Origin of the sequence: Paraburkholderia sp. BL25I1N1 (assembly GCF_003002025.1) — a bacterium.
In the GTDB taxonomy this organism is placed as follows: domain Bacteria; phylum Pseudomonadota; class Gammaproteobacteria; order Burkholderiales; family Burkholderiaceae; genus Paraburkholderia.
In genome coordinates this window covers 1-17,933 of record NZ_PVZB01000026.1, presented here as the reverse complement: position 1 = coordinate 17,933, position 17,933 = coordinate 1, and the positions used below count along the sequence as shown (strand labels likewise).

Below are 17,933 nucleotides of genomic sequence, written 5' to 3'. Positions count from 1 at the left end.
GAAGGCGTCCGCGCTCGGCTGCGTCCAGGCGGGAACGCTATAGACGGTTCGCCGTGGCGCAGGGCGCTCCGTACTGTGGGGCGTGCTGTGTGCTCACCGACATCGTGCAACGACGACCGCGCCCACGCCGCTTACCGCAACTGTGTCACCGCGAGCAGGAGCACCATGCTGCCGATCGCGCCATCCAGCACGCGCCATGCCGTCGCCCGCTTGAAGAGCGGCGCGAGAGCGCGCGCACCGTAACCCAGACCGATAAACCAGATTCCGCTGACGGCCATCGCACCCAGCGCAAAGGCGACCCGCGCGCCTTCGGGCTCGCGTGCGCCGGCCGTGCCGATCAGCAGGAACGTGTCGAGGTACACGTGCGGATTGAGCCACGTGAACGCGAGCGTCATCAGAATGATCGGCACGGCGCGCTGCACGGGCGCCGCGCTCACGTTCTCGCCATCCAGCACCGCATGCTCCGGCCGCACCGCGCGTCGCAATGCATTGATCCCGAACCACGCCAGATAGGCGAGCCCGACGTACAGCATCGCGTGGACGAACAGGGGATAGCGCTCGACCAGCACCGATGCGCCGCCCACGCCCGCGCCGATCAGAATGAAGTCCGACAGCGCGCACAGCACGACGATTTTGCCAACATGCGAGCGCATGATGCCCTGACGCAGCACGAAGGCGTTCTGCGCGCCGATGGTCACGATCAGGGATGCGCACAAGGCGGCGCCGTGGGAAAAAGACAGCCAATTCATAATCGATCCAGTAGACGGGAGCCGCGAACGAAGCTAGTCTGCGGGTTTGCCGATCGTAAGAGAAGCTAATTCACTTAATGCCGATTAAGGAACGCTAATGCTCGACTATGCGTTGCTCGATGCGCTGGCCGCCGTGGTGCGCCACGGCTCGTTCGACCGTGCCGCCGGCGAACTGAATGTGACGCCGTCCGCGGTATCGCAGCGGGTCAAACTGTTGGAGGAGCGCGTGGGCAGCGTGCTGGTGAAGCGCGGCCAGCCCTGCGTCGCGACCACCTCGGGCGCGCTGCTGTGCCGCCACACCGAACGCGTGCAATTACTCGAAGCGGAACTGACCGGCCGGCTACCGGCGCTGCCCGGCGCGCTGGTTGAAGCGTGGCCGGCGCTGCGCATCGCCGTCAACGACGACAGCGTGGGCACCTGGTTCATCGACGCGGTCGCGCCATTTTGCGTCGAGCGGGAGATGCTGCTCGATCTGGTGATCGACGATCAGGACCACACCGCGCAGCGGATTCGCGACGGCAGCGTGCAGGGCGCGGTCACCACGCAAGCCGAGCCGGTGCAGGGTTGCCGCTCCACGCGTCTCGGCCGGATGCGTTATCTGGCGGTCTGTTCACCGGACTTTCTCGCGCGCCACTTTGCCGACGGCGTGACGCGCGAGAGCTTGCGGCGCACGCCCTGCGTCGATTTCAATCCGAAGGACCAGTTGCAAAAGCGCTTCATGCGCCGCATCACGCGCGCGGAAGTCGATCCGCCGTTGCACTGGATTCCGCACGTCGCCGGTTTCTTGCGTGCCTGTGTCACGGGCCTCGGCTGGGGCATGTGCCCGGAGCGCATGATCGCCTCGCATCTGGCCAGCGGCGAACTGGTGGAGATCGCGCCCGGCAAGCATATCGACGTCGATCTCTACTGGCAGAGCTGGCGTTTGTCGATCGGCTGGCTCGACGACTTCGGCGCGGTGCTGCGCAAGCGGGCGACCGAGTTTCTGGACTGACCTGCAGGGACGCCGACCGGTTGGCGCAGAGGCTATCAGCCCGCTGCGGCCTCGGCATTCGTGTCGTAGTTCGCGGGCCAGGGCGTGTCAGTCAATGTCTTCAAACGTCCTTCGTGCATGGAGAAGATCCAGCCGTGAATCCGCACCGGGCGCGGTGCGCGCTGAATCAGCGACATGGCTTGCAGCGCCTGCACTTGCGCCAGCACATTGAGCTCGGCGAGTCGATCCGCACGCGCCTCGAAGCTCGGCAGCTCGCGCAATTCGGCGGTGTGCAGCGCGCACAACCGGCGAATTCCTCCAATGCGGCGATTGACGTTCGGCAACTCGGGCGCGGGCGGTCGCAATGCCGCCTGCACGCCGCCACAGCAGTGATGCCCGCAGACGATCACATGTTCCACTTGCAGCACGGTGACTGCGTATTCGAGCACGCTCGACAGGCTCTCGTCGTTATCGGCGACGAGATTCGCGATGTTGCGATGTACGAAAATCTCGCCGGGCTTCGCCCGCGTAATGGCTTCCGGCACGCGGCTGTCGGAGCAGCCGATCCACAGCACATTCGGTTGCTGATTGCCGGCGAGGCGCCGGAAATAAGCGGGATCGCGGGTGATGATTTCGTCGGACCAGGCAAGGTTTTCGACGAGCATGTGTTTCGGAGATGTCATGAACGGGCTTCCGTTGATGCAACATTCGCATTGGGGAGTGCGCTTGTGCAATGTTTCATCGACCCCTCTGCGGGTTGATTGGGATGACTGATCAATATCGAACAGGCACGGACATTGTGCGGGACGCGGGATGAGACCGTAGTGATCACCGCATGATAGTTTTGTCATCGTGCGGGCGCGTGCTTCACCTAGCCGATCGGTGGATGCTTCGGAAAGCGCAGGCTGAAGGTAGTGCGCAAATGCGGTACGCTTTCCACGCTGCATTCGCCGTCATGTTCGTCCATGATCGACTTGACGATGGCGAGTCCGAGGCCGGTGCCGCTCGCCGAGTTATGCCGCGATGGATCGACCCGGTAGAAACGGTCGAAGATGCGCTCCAGATGCGGCGTCGCGATGCCGGCGCCGGTGTCCGATACCGATATGTGCGCATGGCGCCGGCGTTCCGCACACCGCACGTCGACAATGCTGCCGCGCGGCGCGTGGGTCAACGCGTTTGAAATCAGGTTGCTGAGCGCCCGCTGCACCATCAGCACATCGCCTTCGAAGCGCGCGTTGCCCGAGACGACGATCTCGACGCCGGCGTCGGCGGCCATGACTTCGTAATAGCCGGCAATGCGCAGCGCTTCGGCGCCTGCATCGACACACTGCAGCGTCAAGCGGTGGCGAACGCTGTCCGCGCGCGCGAGAAACAGCATGCTGTCGATCAGGCGCGCGAGGCGCTGGCATTCGTCCACGCTCGATTCGATCACGCTGCGATATTCGTCGGCGGAACGGGGTTGAGAGAGTGCCACTTGCGCTTCAGCCAGTAGATTGGTGAGCGGAGTGCGCATGTCGTGCGCAAGGTCGGACGAAAATTGCGTGAGACGCGTGAACGACTCATGCAGGCGCGCGAGCATCCGGTTGAACGCCCGGCTCAGTTCCTTTAGTTCGCCGGGCATCTCGTGTTCGGGCAAGGGCTCCGCAAGATGGCGGCTGGAGATCTGCTCGGCGCGCGCCGTCAAACGGGCCAGCGGCCGCAGTCCGAAACGCGCGATCGACCATGCAAGCAGCGCATTCACCAGCGTGCCCGTCACGATGACGACCAGAACGTTGAGCGCATAGGCGCGCAGTAGCGCGCGTTCGCCGCTCGCGTCGTATTGGACGACCACTCGCACCTGCGTGCCGGCGCCATCGCCGAGCGGCGCCATCGCCACCAGAAAGCGCAGCGGCAGATTTGCGATCGACACGCGTACCGGCGCGAGGTCGGTGCTGACGGTCATCGTCTGCGCATTCGGCCAGTAGCCGTTGGTGCGGATGAGCGGTGCGCTGTGCGCGTCGAATAGCGCGATATCGAGGTTCTGATGACCGTATAACTGGTTGTGCCACGTCTCGCGATCCGCGCTGACCGCCTGGATGCTGGGCATGGTGTGGAGACGCAATTGCAGCGCGGCGAGGGTCGTGGTCATCTCGCGAGCCGACGCCGCTTCGATACGCGTTTTCAGGCCGTGATACAGCAATACGCCATTGAATATGAGTAGCACTGAGGTCGAAAGCGCGAACAGGATCGACAGCCTCGCGCGCAAAGTCCGCGGCACGAGCAGCGCCGCGAGTAGACGTCGAATCATGGCTGCGCCGGGCCGCGCTCTTCCAATACGTAGCCCATGCCTCGCACGGTGTGGATCAGCTTGGGTTCATAGTTGTCGTCGACCTTTGCGCGCAGGCGGCGGATCGCGGCGTCGACGACATTGGTGTCGCTGTCGAAGTTCATGTCCCACACCTGGGAAGCGATCGTCGAACGCGGCAGGATTTCGCCCTGACGGCGCATCAGCAGCCATAGCAATGCGAATTCCTTGGCCGTGAGCAGAATCATGTCGCCGTGGCGCGTGGCCTTGCGGCGCGTCAGGTCGAGCACCAGGTTGGATACTTGCAGCGAGGCGGCGTCGCGGGTTTGGCCACGTCGCAGAATGGAGCGCACACGGGCCAGCAGTTCGGCGAAGTCGAACGGCTTGACGAGATAGTCGTCGCCGCCCATGTTGAGGCCGCGCACCTTGTCGTCCACCTCGTCGCGCGCGGTGAGCAGCAGGACGGAAGTCGAATGGGTGCGGCGCAGGTTTTTCAGCAACGTCCAGCCGTCCTGGCCGGGCAGCATGACGTCGAGCACGATCAGATCGTAGTCCTCCGTCAACGCCCGGTGCTGGCCGGTCACGCCGTCTTCCACCCAATCGACGATAAAGCCCGCTTCGGTCAGGCCTTTCCGAAGATACGTGCCGGTTTTGATTTCGTCCTCGACGATCAGGATGCGCATGATTTTTTTCAGTGCTGCCGGTCAGCGGCCGGCGCGAGTGGGCGCGCATGACACGGAGGCATTGGGTGCATCGAGCTCGTGATGCGCTGCGGCGGGCGGACCGGAGGGCCGCGGCATGGTGCGGGTCATCGTGGAAAATACCTCGAGCGAGAGCAGGCCTCGCTCGATGAACGGCTCCTGCGGACCCGCGGGCGGTCCATATGCCGAAGGACAGGCGGGGTCGCCGCCGTCGAACAGCCCGTCAGGTTGATTCCACCAGAACGCCAGCGAACTGAGTGCAATGACGAGCAGCGCGGCCCCGAGCGAGACCGGATGATCGATGCGCAGTCGCTCCCAGCGCCCGGGGACGTTTGCGCCGAAATGCGTGATGCGCATCGTCAGGCTTCGCATTCGTTGAAAGTGGCGCATACGGTTCACTTTGAGGACGGGACGCACCTATCGTACGGATACCTGATCGCTGCCAGCATGAGATAAACATGACAATTCCGTCATATATGTCGTGTGCATCTTTTGTTGCGGTGCGTGACACGCGTGACAGGATCGTCATGGCGCGATCGCGTTCAGCGAGTCGCTCCGACCTGGCATGAGGACTGGATCGAACGGAAACGGAGATTGGATTGTGCGGAATGCGAGGGAGTTGGCAGGCGTCGCCGATATGGCGCCGAAGACGTGAAGCGCGAGCGGGCGGTGGTGCGCGCGGTTCCGCGGCAGACGCGTTTCAGATGCGGTGGATTGAAGCAGGGAACGGCCGCTCACTTGCCGAACCGATCGCATCGGCCGGCGCGTGAGCAGGGATGTTTTATTTAGTGCAGACGAATCACCGGGTGCACGCGTCTGCGCAGCCAGTGGCTCGCCGAATCGAGCGCCATGCGCGCGAAGCCGGTCAGCGTCATCACGTGCCGCCGATAGATGAGCTTGTAGACCACGGTGGCCAGCCATCCGTCGACGAACACCGGCTGCGTCAGCAAGCTGCTGCTGAGGCTGCCAATAGTGCCTTCACGCCCGAAGCCGACCAGCGTGCCGGCGTCGCGGTACACGAACTCGGGCAGCGCTTTGCCCGCAATCCGGCACTTCAACGCACGCGCAAGAAACAGCGCCTGCTGATGCGCGACCTGCGCGCGCGGCGCGAGGAACGCGCCGGCGTCGTCGGCGGGACAGGCCGCGCAGTCGCCGAGGCCGAATACGTTTGCGTCGTTCGTGCACTGCAAGGTGCGATTCACCTGAATCTGCGCGTTGCGATTCACCGCGATGCCGTCCAGCGTGCGCAAGACAGGCGGTCCCGAGATGCCCGCCGTCCAGATCGCGATGTCGCTGGCGAGCGGAGCCCCGCCGTCGGTCAGCACGGCGTCGGCGCGCACTTCGGTGACGCGTGTTGCGCTCAGCACGTCCACGCCGAGAGTGGCGAGCATGCGCTGCGCGCGCGCTGAAATCGTTTCGGACAAAGCGGGCAGCACGCGCCCGCTGCTTTCGATCAAACGGATGCGGAAGTCGCGTACCGGATCGAGCGAGAAGGGCGTGTAGCGATTCAGCAGACGTACTGTGTCGCGCAACGCGGCGGCGAGTTCGACACCGGTTGCGCCCGCACCGATGATGTTGATCGACACCGGCGTGTCCGCCTGCGCGGTCCGCGCCCGGCGTGCGTGATTCGCACGCAGACAGGCATCGAGCAGCTTGCGGCGGAAAGCTTCCGCATGCGCGACCGATTCGAGCGGCAACGCATGTTAAGCGGCACCGGGCACGCCGAAATATTGCGTCACGCTGCCCATGGACAGCACCAGCGTGTCGAACGCGATCTGACGTGACGGCAGAATTTCGCGGCCGTCGGCGTCATGCAATGCACTCAGCGTGATATGCCGCTCCGCGCGATTGAGCTCGGTGAGTTCGCCCTGTTCGAATTCGAAGCCATGGCGTTGCGCCTGCACTGCATATTGCAGTTGATGGGTCGCGGGATCGAGTTGGCCTGAAGCGGCTTCGTGCAGCAGGGGCTTCCAGAAATGCGTGGGCCAGCGGTCGACCAGCACGATCTGCGCGAGACCCGCACGCCCGAGCGATTCGGACAGACGCGTGGCCAGCCCGAGCCCACCCACGCCACCGCCGACGATCACGACGCGATGCGCCGCCGTCTTGTCCATGCGTTGCGCGGACTGCGCGTGGTGCGCCCGTTGCGCCTGTTGCGCCCGTTGCGTTGTCGTGCCTGCCGGCTGATCGATTGCGGCCATGATCGCTATCCTCCTGAGGTTGTTCGTGCCGGGCCGGTGCTGGCGCCGCGTTGCGCGCGATTCCATACATTTCCCGGCTCATCTGTGAGGCCAGTATAGAATCGGCGGAAACCGCAGCACAATTTAATGTTTATACGGGACATATAGGTTTTCACTTATGTTAAAAGCCGCGACGTTTCGTCAGTTGAAGACCTTGCATACGATTGCGAAGCTCGGCAGCGTGTCACGCGCGGCCGAGGAATTGCGGCTCACGCAACCGGCTGTTTCGCTACAGGTGCGGCTGCTGGAAGAGGCGGCGGGCGCACCGCTCCTGCAGCGCGTGGGCCGTGGCGTGCAGCTGACCGCGGCCGGTGAGATCCTCGCCCGCTATGCGCTGGAGATCCTCGACCTGTGGAACGGCGCGGCTGACGATCTGGCCGCGTTGCACGGCGAGCAGGGCGGCACGCTGCGCATCGGCGCGATTACCACCGCCGAGTATCTGATCCCGCCGTTTCTGGTGCGATTCACCGAATCGCGTCCGCAAGTGAAAGTGCAGTTCAAGGTCGGCAATCGCGCCGACATCATCCGTATGCTGGCGACGCATGAAATCGATCTCGCGGTGATGGGTAGCGCGCCGCGCGAATTGCGCACGGCTGCGACCGCGTTCGCCAAACATCCAATGGCATTCGTCGCCTCGCCCTCGCATGCGCTGATGAAGAAAAAACGGTTGTCGCTCGATGATCTGCAAAGCGCGAATCTGTTCGTGCGGGAACGCGGTTCGGGCACGCGCTCGACCGTCGAGAATCTGTTTCGCCTTGCGGGCCTCAAGCTTCACATCGGCTCTGAGCTATCGAGCAATGAGGCGATCAAGCAGTTGGTCGAAGCGGGACTCGGTATCGCTTTCCTGTCGCTGCACGCCTGTTCGCTGGAGTTTCAGGCGGGCTTGCTCGCGCTGTTGCCCATGTCCGCCAATCCGATCGAACGCGACTGGTATGTGATGCACGTCTCGGACAAACGTCTGCCGCATGTGGCTGGGCTGTTCCGCGATTTTCTGATCGAGCACGGCATGTCGGGCGCGGTGCCGGTGCCGCTGCCTGCTGTGGCCGCCGCCAAAAAACGCCGCCAGGCGCGCCAGGTGGGCGGTGCGGACGCGACGTAGAGCCGGCAAAAAGGCGCGGGACTTCTCGCGATTCGCTTCGACGTTTGCGCTTCGTCAGCGCTGCGAGAAGTCCCTATACGGCCTTTCCGTTGCCCACGGAGCCTTACCGGACGGGACTTGTGACTTACATCGCCGGAGATCGAAGTAAAGGTTGGGCAGACGATATTTTTGCCCGCGCCGATTGTCTTTACAGTGGCGTCCAGACATTTGAGAAAAGTGGACGCCGCATCCCCGTGGCGAGCCATTGTGATTGACCTGGCCGTTACAGGAGTCGGAGACAATGAGCAGCAACAGCATCACTCAAGTCGAAACGTTCGGTTTCGAACGCATTCCGGATCGCTCGCGCTATGCGCGGCCGATCGATCTGTTCCGCTTGCTGTTCGGCGGGTGCAACACCTTTTCCACCTCCGTGCTCGGCAGCTTTCCGGTGCTGCTCGGTTTGTCGTTCAAGGCGGGGGTCTGGTCGATTGTGCTCGGCGTGCTGATCGGCTCATGCATTCTCGCGCCGATGAGCCTGTTCGGTCCGCGCAACGGCACCAGCGACCCGGTTTCGTCGGGCGCGCATTTCGGCATTCACGGGCGGATCGTCGGCTCGTTTCTGGCGGTGCTGACCGCAGTCGCGTTTTTCTCGCTGGCGGTGTGGAGTTCGGGCGATGCGCTCGTGGGCGGTGCGAATCATTTGCTCGGTTTGCCGGTCAACTGGATGACGCTGAGCTTCGCGTACGGTCTGTTCGCGGTGCTGGTGCTGACCGTATGCGTGTATGGCTTCGGTTTCATGCTGTGGGTCAACAAGATCGCGGTGTGGGCGGCAAGCATTCTCTTCGTGGTCGGTCTGTTCGCTTTCACCAAATCGTTCGATGGCGCATACGCCGGCAAGGTCGCGCTCGGCGCGGTGGGTTTCTGGCCTGCCTTCGTGAGCGCCGTGCTGGTCGCGATGAGCAATCCCGTATCGTTCGCCTGCACCCTCGGCGATTGGGCCCGCTATATTCCGGAGAACACGCCGAGAAAGCGCACGATCCTCGCGGTGATGCTCGCGCAACTGGCGACGTTCGTGCCGTTCTTCTTCGGTCTTGCCACGGCGACGATCATCGCCAGCAAGGCGCCGGATTTCATCGCGTCGAATAATTACGTGGGCGGTTTGCTGGCCATCTCGCCGAACTGGTTCTTCCTGCCGGTCTGCCTGATCGCAATCATCGGCGGCATGTCGACGGGCACGACCGCGCTGTATGGCACCGGCCTCGATATGTCGAGCATGTTTCCGAAATTCCTGAACCGCGTGCGCGCCACGTTGCTGATTGGCAGCCTCGCGATCGGCTTCATTTTCCTCGGCCGCTTCGCCTTCAATCTGGTCGAAAGCGTGTCGACGTTCTCGGTGCTGATCAATGTGTGCAGCTGCCCGTGGATGGTGATCATGATTATCGGCTTCGTCACGCGGCGCGGTTTCTATTTATCCGACGACTTGCAGGTGTTCAATCGCGGCGGCCGCGGCGGTCACTACTGGTTCTCGCACGGCTGGAACTGGCGCGCGATGGGCGCGTGGATTCCGAGCGCGGCGATCAGCCTGTGCTTCGTCAATCTGCCGGACCAGTTCGTCGGACCGCTTGGTCAGCTCGCCGGTGGTCTCGACATCAGCATGCCGGTTTCGCTGACGCTCGCCGCCGCACTGTATATCGCTTTGTCGCAGTGTTTTCCGGAACCGGACGGCGTGTATGGACCGCAAGGCCGACGTTGGCTACGTGGTGGTTCGCAGCACAATGTGACCGTGCATCCCGTGGTGCCGGCGACTAAGCTTAAGGTAGTCGAGCGGTCGCGGGCGCGTGCGGGACGCGAGCGTGAGGCAGAACTGGATACGCAGGACGCGGGTTGAAGCGCACGCCAATGTGCGCGGCTTCGCGCAGTACGAGCAATGGTATTTAATTTGAGTAGGCAAACAGCATGAGCGAGTCAGTAAAGCGCGCGTTTGAAGGGGTAAAACTGTTTCCGTTCTGGCTGGACAATCCGCGCGCGCCGGCTGTCGAACGGGAATTGATCGGTCCGACCATCGCCGATCTGGTTGTAGTGGGCGGCGGCTTCACCGGTCTGTGGGCCGCGATTCAGGCGAAAGAAGCCGACCCGTCGCTCGACGTCGTGCTGGTCGAGGCGGGCAAGGTGGCCTATGGCGCCTCGGGGCGCCCGGGCGGCATCATCTCGACTTCGGTGATGCACGGCCTGCCGAATGCGACGCGCGTCTTTCCGCAAGACCTGGATGTACTCGAAAAGCTCGGGCAGGAGAATCTCGACGGCTTCAAGGAATCGTTGACGCGCTACGGTATCGAGGCGGACGTCGAATGGAACGGCGAGATGACGGTCGCGGTCGATCCGGGCCACCTTGGTCATCTGAAGGGCGACTACGAGCTGCATGTCGCGCATGGACACGACGTGGTTTTGCTCGACAGCAAAAGCGCACGAGAACAACTCGATTCGCCGCTTTTTGCCGGGGCGATGTGGTCGCGTAATCGCAGCGGCACGATTCATCCGGCGAAGCTCGCATGGGGTTTGAAGGCCGCCGCGCTGAAGCTCGGCGTGCGTCTGCATGAACATTCGCCGATCACGCGTCTCGAAGATTGCGGCGCGAAGATGATCGTGCATACGCAGGCGGGCCGCATCGAAACGCCGCGCGTGCTGCTCGGCACGGGCACCGCGGACGTCGGCGTGACCGACATCAAGCGCCGTGTGATGCAGGTGCGCGATCACATCATCGCGACGGCGCCGTTGAGCGAAGAACAGATGGCGCGTATCGGCTGGAAGAACCGCCAGGGCATTTACGACACGCGTACGCAGCTTAATTACTTCCGGCTCACCAAGGACAACCGCATTATCTTCGGCGGACGGGTGAGTTATCACTTCGGCGGCAATCCGAACCCTGCGGAAGATCGCGACGAAAGCACCTATTACAAGCTGGCCGAAGCGTTCTATCGCACCTTCCCGCAACTCGACGATGTGCGCTTCACGCATGCGTGGGGCGGCCCGATCGATTACTGCTCGCGCGGCGCAGTGTTCGCGCGGCGCTATCACGGCGGCAAGAGCGTGTTCGTCGCCGGTTATACGGGCTTTGGCGTGGCGGGCAGCCGCTTCGGTGCGAAGATGGGCCTCGATATGCTGTGGAATCGCGAGACGATCATCACGTCGCTCGATATCTCGCGCAAAGGGCCGTCGTATATCCCGCCGGAACCCATGCGCTGGATCGCCGCGAAGATCACCTTCAACGCATTCGACGGCGCGGATGATCGCGGCGGCTGGCGTCGTCTGTGGATCAATTCGATCAAGGCGCTCGGTTTTCCGATGTAGTGCGAAGGCGTCCGCGCAGTGTGCGTGGACGCGGTTCTTTTCTCGGGCATAAAAAAACCGCATCTTGAAGGATGCGGTTTTCGATGAAGCAGCGGTGCAATGCAGTACTCGAATCAACCGCAGTACACGATGCTGTACTTCTTGGTCGCCACCGGCATATGCCACGTGCCCGAGAAGCCTTTGTGCAGGATGAAGGCGTCGCCGGCGGCATAGCGTTCGCTGCGGCCGTCGTCGCTGGTGATCACGACTTCGCCTTCGATCAGCACGCACACTTCGTGAATGGGCAGGTCGGCCAGCTTCAGCGTGCCCGCATCGCATTGCCATACGCCGGCGGACAACATGTTGGTGGCGTCGGAGTAAGCGTTGAGGGCGTGCGGTGCCTTGGCGCCGTCGAGAATGACGTCGGCCGGATCGTGCAGAGCCGGGTTCAGACCGGAAGCGCCTGGGCCTTTAGCGTCGATGCGGGTGAAAGTAATGTTGCTCATGTGTCTCTCCTGGTTGATTGGTTCGAAGTCGCACTCGTTGAGACGAGGCGAAAAATGGATTCGAAGCCGGAGTCTGAGCCAAAGCTGCGTAGCGATGAATTTCGATTTGAAGACATTCAGATTGAGCAGCGTCGATGTATAGCAGGCGATGCCGCCGCGGGTGCGATTTGCTCCGCGTCTGACCTGAAACTTTCATATAGAGGACAAGCCCATGCAACACGCCAAGCAGTTTTATATCGACGGTCAGTGGGTCGACCCGGTCGACCAGGCCGACGCGGCCACGCTCGATGTAATCGATCCGTCCACCGCTGCCGCGTTTGCGCAGATTTCGCTCGGCAGCGCGGCGGATGTCGATCGCGCCGTCGCCGCCGCGAAGCGCGCGTTTCCCGCCTACAGCGAAACGACGATCGCGCAACGCATCGACTTGCTGCAAGCGATCCTCGACGTCTATCGCAAGCGCTATGACGACATGGTGCATGCAATCAGCCGCGAGATGGGCGCACCGCTGCAGTACGCGAACGACGCGCAAGCCTGGACCGGCGTCGCGCATCTGGAAACGATGATCCGCACGCTCGATACCTTCGAGTTCGAGTACGTGAAGAGCGGCATTCTGATCCGCAAGGAAGCGGTCGGCGTGTGCGGGCTGATCACGCCGTGGAACTGGCCGGCCCTGCAGATCACCACCAAGGTCGCGCCCGCGCTCGCGGCCGGCTGCACGATGGTGCTCAAGCCTTCGGAATTGGCGCCGTTGTCGGCCATTATCTTCGCCGAGATTCTCGACGAAGCGGGCGTGCCGGCCGGTGTGTTCAACCTCGTGAACGGCGAAGGCCGCACCGTGGGCGAAGCAATGTCGTCGCATCCGGATATCGACATGATGTCGTTCACCGGATCGACGCGCGCGGGTGTGCAGGTCGCGAAGGCCGCGGCGGATACGGTCAAGCGCGTGCATCAGGAACTGGGCGGCAAATCGGCCAACCTGATTCTTGAAGACGCCGATCTGAAAGAAGCCGTGATGCGCGGCACGCGCGCCTGTTTCGACAACAGCGGCCAGTCGTGCGATGCGCCCACGCGGATGTTCGTGCCGCGTGCGCGCGAAGCCGAAGCACTCGCGTATGCGAAAGAAGCCGCGCAAGCATTGAACGTCGGTCCCGCGGATGCGAAGGGCACGGACCTCGGCCCCGTGATCAGCGAACAGCAGTTCGACAAGATCCAGCGGCTGATCGGCGTCGGCATCGAAGAGGGCGCGACGCTGGTCGCCGGCGGCGCGGGCCGCCCCGAAGGATTGAAGGACGGCTACTTCGTGCGGCCGACGGTATTCGGCAAGGTCACGCCCGACATGACGATCGCGCGCGAGGAAATCTTCGGGCCGGTGCTGTCGATCCTCGCCTACGACTCCGAAAATGAAGCGATCGCAATGGCCAACGACAGCCTTTACGGTCTCGCAGGCTACATTCAATCCGACTCGATCGAACACGCGCGTGCGGTGGCGAAGCGCCTGCGCACCGGCACGATCTATCTGAACTACGCGGACTACAACCCCGAGGCGCCGTTCGGCGGCTTCAAGCAATCGGGCAATGGCCGCGAGTACGGTGAGTTCGGTCTGGAGGACTTTCTGGAGATCAAGGGCGTGGTTGGTTACGAGGGTTGAATCTCTACCGCGCGGCGAAAAAACTAAAGCAGCAACTCGATCGAATGAAACAGCCGGCGCTGCTCGGGCTCTTGCGAGCGCGCCCCTTCGTCGATCACTTCACGCAGGCATTCGAGAAAGCACGCGGCCGCCGGACTCGTCGGCGCGCCGCGGCGTGAGGTGATGCTGACGATGGTTTCATCGACCGTCTCGCGCAGTGGCAGCGCCCACAACTGCTCCTTCGCGAGCGTCACTTCGACGAGCGGCCACGGAAAAATGCTGAGCATGTCCGTGTGCGCAAGCAAACCGAGTACGACCGCCAGCGAATGCGCGAGCAGAATGGTATGCGGCACTTGCATGCCGCGCTTGCGGAACACATTGTCCGAGATCGACTCGCGACTCGCCGGGTCCCAGTTCAATATCCACTCCGCGTCTTGCAGTTCGAGCAGCGTGCGGCAGCCGGCCTTGGGATGATCGCGCCGCGCGACCACGGCCGAATGCGTGGAAAACAGCGGTACGTTGTGAAACTCCGATTGCGGTGACGCGGGTGGCGGGCGGCCGATTGAAAAGTCCAGGCTGCCGTCGCGCAAACGCGGCTGAACGACCGCGAGCAAACCTTCGAAGAACTCCAGTTGCACTTCCGGCATGCGTTGCCGGAAGCGCTGCACTGCGGGCGGCAGAAACGTCAACGCGACCCATGGCGTGACGCCGATCGACAGCTTGCCGGCCGCTGCGCCGCGAAGTGCTTCGATCTCCGCTTGCGCCCGCTGCAGTTGCCCCAACACCAGACGCGCATGCACGACCAGCGCGCGACCGAACTCGGTAAACGCGACGCCGCTCGCGCTGCGTACCACCAGCGGCGCTTGCAGATCGGCTTCCAGTTCGCGCATCGCCTTGGTCACGGCGGCCGGCGACAGGTCGAGCGAACGGGCCGCGGCCCGGATACTTCCAGTATCGGCAATGGCCGCTAAGGTGCTGAGTTGATGAAGTTTCATCTGACGAGGCGGGCGGTGGGGTGGCAACCACGAGTTGCTGCCGCAACGATTCTACGCCTGCCACTGGAATTTCGGCATCGTTATGCTGGGTTCACGCTTTCAATGACGGAGACATGACGTGAACACCATGGCCATTCCGGCGGGCATCGCCGAACTCGAAGACGAAATGATCGCGCTGCGCCGCCGGATCCACGCGCATCCCGAGCTGGCTTACGAAGAGTTCGCCACCGGCGACCTGGTCGCCGAACGTCTGCAGGAGTGGGGCTACACCGTGCATCGCGGGCTGGGTCAGACAGGCGTTGTCGGTCAATTGAAAGTGGGCAATGGCACGCGCAAGCTTGGGCTGCGCGCCGACATGGACGCGTTGCCGATTCACGAAACCACCGGCCTGCCATACGCGAGCAAGCTGCCCGGCAAGATGCACGCGTGCGGACACGACGGCCACACGGCCATGCTGCTTGCCGCCGCCAAACATCTGGCGCAGGAAAGGTGCTTCGACGGTACGTTGAATCTGATTTTTCAGCCTGCCGAAGAGGGCTTGGCCGGCGCGAAGAAAATGCTCGAGGACGGCCTGTTCGACAAGTTTCCGTGCGACGCGGTGTTCGCGATGCACAACATGCCGGGCTATCCGACCGGCAAGTTCGGTTTCCTGCCGGGCTCGTTCATGGCTTCGTCGGATACGGTGATCATCAAGGTGACCGGGCGTGGCGGTCATGGCGCGGTGCCGCATAAGGCCGTCGATCCAGTGGTGGTGTGCGCGCAGATCGTGCTGGCGTTGCAGTCCATCGTGTCGCGCAATATCGCGCCGCTCGACATGGCGATCATCACCGTCGGCGCGATCCACGCGGGCGAAGCGCCGAACGTGATTCCAGAAACCGCCGAGATGCGCCTTTCCGTGCGCGCATTGAAACCCGAGGTTCGCGATTATCTGCAGGAACGCATCACGGCGATGGCTTGCGCTCAGGCGGCCGTGTTCGGCGCGCGTGCGGACGTGGACTATCAGCGTCGCTATCCGGTGCTCGTCAACGATGCGGCCATGACCGGGCTCGCGCGGCAAGTCGCGCTCGACTGGCTCGGCGACGACGGCCTGATTACCGACATGCAACCGCTCACCGGCAGCGAAGACTTTGCGTTCCTGCTCGAGCGTTGCCCAGGCAGCTACCTGATCATCGGCAATGGCGACGGCGAGGGCGGCTGTATGGTCCACAACCCTGGCTACGATTTCAACGACGCTTGCCTCGCCACCGGCGCCGCCTACTGGGTGAGGCTCGCGCAGACGTTTCTGGCCTGAGGCCGCAGCGTTTGCATAAGCGGGCAAAACCGCCGCGCATCAGCAGGAAGACATCAAGGAGACACAGATGGACTATTCCGCCGCACCGCAATCCGCCGGCACCGACGCGTTGAGCATGCAGAGCACGACGGCCGCGCAGCCTGTCGAACGTACGAGCCACGCCAAGGCGATTGCCGCGATCACGCTGGGCAACGGCCTCGAGTTTTTCGACTTCACGATATACAGCTTCTTCGCGACGATCATCGGCAAGCTGTATTTCCCGGTGGAAGGGCAACTCGCGCAACTGATGCTGGCGGTCGGCACGTTCGGCGTCGGTTTCATCATGCGGCCGGTGGGCGGTATCGTGCTTGGCGCGTATGCGGACCGCGCGGGCCGCAAGGCCGCGATGAGTCTCACGCTGTGGCTGATGACGCTCGGCTCCGCGATCATCGCGTTTGCGCCGACGTATGCGGCGATCGGGGTTGCCGCGCCGTTGCTCGTGATTCTCGCGCGGTTGATTCAGGGGTTTGCTTTGGGGGGTGAGGTCGGTGCGTCGACGTCGTTGCTGCTGGAGTATGGCAGCAATAAAACGCGTGGGTTCTACGGCAGTTGGCAGTTCGTGAGCCAAGGGTTGAACACGGTGTGCGGGTCGTTGTTGGGTGTCGCGTTGGCGGCGGCGCTATCGACCGCGGCGCTGGAGAGTTGGGGGTGGCGCGTGCCGTTTGTGATCGGCATGGCGATGGGGCCGATTGGGATCTATATCCGGCGGCATCTGAATGAGACGCTGCCTGGTGTGGAAGATGGCGCGGCGGGTTCGCAGCCAAGTTCACAGCCTGCCTCGCAGCCGGTGCGCAAGCTGTTTCGCGACCATTCGCGTGTGATCACCACGGGTGTGTTGACGACGATCGGTGGGACCGCGGCTAACTACATCGTGCTGTTTTATCTGTCGACCTACGCGATCAGGATTTTGCATTTGCCGATGTCGTCGGCGCTCTGGGCAGCGTGGACCGCTGCCGTGGTGACGGTGATCTGTTCGCCATTCGCCGGCGCGTTGTCCGATCGCGTTGGGCGCAAGCGTGTCTTGTGGATTTCGCGCGTGTTGCTGATTGTGGCGGTGTATCCGGCATTCATGATGATCAATGCTTCGCCTACGGTGCCGGTTCTGTTGTCCGTGGTCGCCGGATTGGCAGTGCTTGTTGCTTTTACCGCTGTGCCTAATATCGTTATGTTGCCGGAGATGTTTCCTCGCGAGATTCGTGCTACCGGGATGTCGATTGTCTATTGTCTCGGGGTTTCTATCTTTGGTGGGTTTGCGCAGTTTTTTGCTACGTGGTTGATCCAGGTTTCTGGCAGCAACCTCGCGCCGGCTTGGTATCTGATTGGGTGTGGGGTGGTTTCTTTGTTGCCGTTGCCGTTTATGCGGGAGACTGCGGGGCAGGATATTGGTTAGGTTTTTTGCCGGCGTGGCGGGTTGGGGTGAGTTCTCGCTGGTGTTGGCCTTTCCGTGCTTTGTTAGCGGTCTATTAGCGTTGCCCCTGTGCGGGGCGGCACTTACTTCTCTTTGCCGGCCGCAAAGAGAAGTAAGCAAGAGAAAGCGGCCCACACCGCTAATTCTTAAGCGGTCCCCCGCACAGATGCGGTAGTGGCACATCTGGAATCTGTGTTCTCGCACATTCCGCTTTCGTGACAAAGCGCTCATTCTTCCGGCGGCGCTGCGCGCGCCGTCGCGGTCGTTCAGTACCGTTGACGGCTTTGCGGTTGAGCGTCTCGTCGATACGTTGGCAGTTTTCTCGGAACCTGTCCGCATTTTTGTGTGCGAGGCGGTTAGCGGAGTTACCCGCGTGCGTTGGTAAAACGCTCGCCAAACAGAATGGCGAACTGGTTCATGGCGGAGGACCAGTCGAATGCCGCCCGTACAGACTTCGCCAGCACGTTGCGCAATGCCAGCCACAGTAGCTTGATGGCGGCCTCGTCGTTGGGGAAGTGACCGCGGGTCTTGATGATCTTGCGTAGTTGCATGTTCAGGCTCTCAATGGCATTCGTGGTGTAGACGACACGGCGTATGTCGGGCGGAAACACGAAGAACGGTGTGACGTTCTCCCACGCCCGTCGCCACGACTGCACGATGGTCGGATACTTCGCACCCCATGGCCCTTCGGCAAAGGCCTCCAGGGCCTGCTGCGCGG

The 17,933-nt window shown here is 62.7% G+C and carries 15 protein-coding genes and 1 pseudogene; 7 read left to right on the top strand and 9 right to left on the bottom strand.

The features are described from left to right. Positions 1-131: 131 nt before the first annotated feature. Complete coding sequence (locus B0G73_RS31015) at positions 132-749, bottom strand: LysE/ArgO family amino acid transporter (RefSeq protein WP_106284971.1); 618 nt, start codon at positions 747-749, stop codon at positions 132-134. A gap of 97 nt (positions 750-846) precedes the next feature. Here B0G73_RS31015 and B0G73_RS31010 point away from each other — a divergent pair, with 97 nt between their 5' ends. Beyond that, the gene (locus tag B0G73_RS31010) at positions 847-1,740 is read left to right on the top strand and encodes a LysR family transcriptional regulator ArgP (protein WP_106284970.1); all 894 of its coding nucleotides are present in this window, start codon (positions 847-849) and stop codon (positions 1,738-1,740) included. Between the two features lie 35 nt (positions 1,741-1,775). Here B0G73_RS31010 and B0G73_RS31005 read toward each other — a convergent pair whose 3' ends face one another. The 5 genes and pseudogenes from B0G73_RS31005 to B0G73_RS30985 form a co-directional block, all read right to left on the bottom strand. Then, positions 1,776-2,402: a carbonic anhydrase gene (locus tag B0G73_RS31005; RefSeq protein ID WP_106284969.1), complete on the bottom strand. Its 627-nt coding sequence runs from the start codon at positions 2,400-2,402 to the stop codon at positions 1,776-1,778. 188 nt (positions 2,403-2,590) lie between these two features. After that, positions 2,591-4,006 (bottom strand): heavy metal sensor histidine kinase, encoded by a 1,416-nt coding sequence (locus tag B0G73_RS31000; protein WP_106284968.1) that lies wholly within the window; start codon positions 4,004-4,006, stop codon positions 2,591-2,593. Then, positions 4,003-4,686: a heavy metal response regulator transcription factor IrlR gene (gene irlR, locus B0G73_RS30995; protein ID WP_106284967.1), complete on the bottom strand. Its 684-nt coding sequence runs from the start codon at positions 4,684-4,686 to the stop codon at positions 4,003-4,005. Before irlR ends, B0G73_RS31000 begins: the two co-directional genes overlap by 4 nt. A 21-nt stretch (positions 4,687-4,707) precedes the next feature. Beyond that, positions 4,708-5,061 (bottom strand): hypothetical protein, encoded by a 354-nt coding sequence (locus B0G73_RS30990; protein WP_258194016.1) that lies wholly within the window; start codon positions 5,059-5,061, stop codon positions 4,708-4,710. A gap of 428 nt (positions 5,062-5,489) precedes the next feature. After that, a pseudogene (locus B0G73_RS30985) lies at positions 5,490-6,818 on the bottom strand (NAD(P)/FAD-dependent oxidoreductase). A 244-nt stretch (positions 6,819-7,062) separates the two neighbouring features. Here B0G73_RS30985 and B0G73_RS30980 point away from each other — a divergent pair. The 3 genes from B0G73_RS30980 (at position 7,063) to B0G73_RS30970 (ending at position 11,370) form a co-directional block, all read left to right on the top strand. Continuing rightward, positions 7,063-8,043 (top strand): LysR family transcriptional regulator, encoded by a 981-nt coding sequence (locus tag B0G73_RS30980; RefSeq protein ID WP_106284965.1) that lies wholly within the window; start codon positions 7,063-7,065, stop codon positions 8,041-8,043. A gap of 280 nt (positions 8,044-8,323) precedes the next feature. Further along, complete coding sequence (locus B0G73_RS30975; protein WP_106284964.1) at positions 8,324-9,910, top strand: cytosine permease; 1,587 nt, start codon at positions 8,324-8,326, stop codon at positions 9,908-9,910. A 68-nt stretch (positions 9,911-9,978) separates the two neighbouring features. Then, positions 9,979-11,370 carry an FAD-binding oxidoreductase gene (locus tag B0G73_RS30970; RefSeq protein ID WP_106284963.1) on the top strand — a complete coding sequence of 464 codons (1,392 nt, stop codon included), beginning with the start codon at positions 9,979-9,981 and terminating at the stop codon, positions 11,368-11,370. A gap of 113 nt (positions 11,371-11,483) precedes the next feature. Here the strand turns inward: B0G73_RS30970 and B0G73_RS30965 are convergent, their stop codons facing one another. Beyond that, positions 11,484-11,855, bottom strand: coding sequence for a cupin domain-containing protein (locus tag B0G73_RS30965; protein ID WP_012432544.1), 372 nt, complete (start codon positions 11,853-11,855; stop codon positions 11,484-11,486). 211 nt (positions 11,856-12,066) lie between these two features. Here B0G73_RS30965 and B0G73_RS30960 point away from each other — a divergent pair, with 211 nt between their 5' ends. Next, the gene (locus B0G73_RS30960) at positions 12,067-13,503 is read left to right on the top strand and encodes an aldehyde dehydrogenase family protein (protein WP_106284962.1); all 1,437 of its coding nucleotides are present in this window, start codon (positions 12,067-12,069) and stop codon (positions 13,501-13,503) included. 23 nt (positions 13,504-13,526) lie between these two features. On the opposite strand, the gene B0G73_RS30955 is transcribed toward B0G73_RS30960, so the two are convergent. Next, positions 13,527-14,477 carry a LysR substrate-binding domain-containing protein gene (locus B0G73_RS30955; RefSeq protein WP_106284961.1) on the bottom strand — a complete coding sequence of 317 codons (951 nt, stop codon included), beginning with the start codon at positions 14,475-14,477 and terminating at the stop codon, positions 13,527-13,529. A gap of 118 nt (positions 14,478-14,595) precedes the next feature. Between B0G73_RS30955 and B0G73_RS30950 the strand changes: the two genes are divergently transcribed. Together B0G73_RS30950 and B0G73_RS30945 are read left to right on the top strand one after the other, a co-directional pair. Next, a complete protein-coding gene (locus B0G73_RS30950) occupies positions 14,596-15,768 on the top strand; it encodes a M20 aminoacylase family protein (RefSeq protein ID WP_106284960.1) in 1,173 nt (390 codons plus the stop codon). 67 nt (positions 15,769-15,835) lie between these two features. Continuing rightward, positions 15,836-17,197, top strand: a complete 1,362-nt coding sequence (locus B0G73_RS30945; RefSeq protein ID WP_106284959.1) for an MFS transporter — start codon at positions 15,836-15,838, stop codon at positions 17,195-17,197. A gap of 383 nt (positions 17,198-17,580) precedes the next feature. Here B0G73_RS30945 and B0G73_RS30940 read toward each other — a convergent pair. Beyond that, on the bottom strand, positions 17,581-17,933 hold a 353-nt coding region (locus tag B0G73_RS30940; protein WP_146144249.1), incomplete at its 5' end, for a transposase.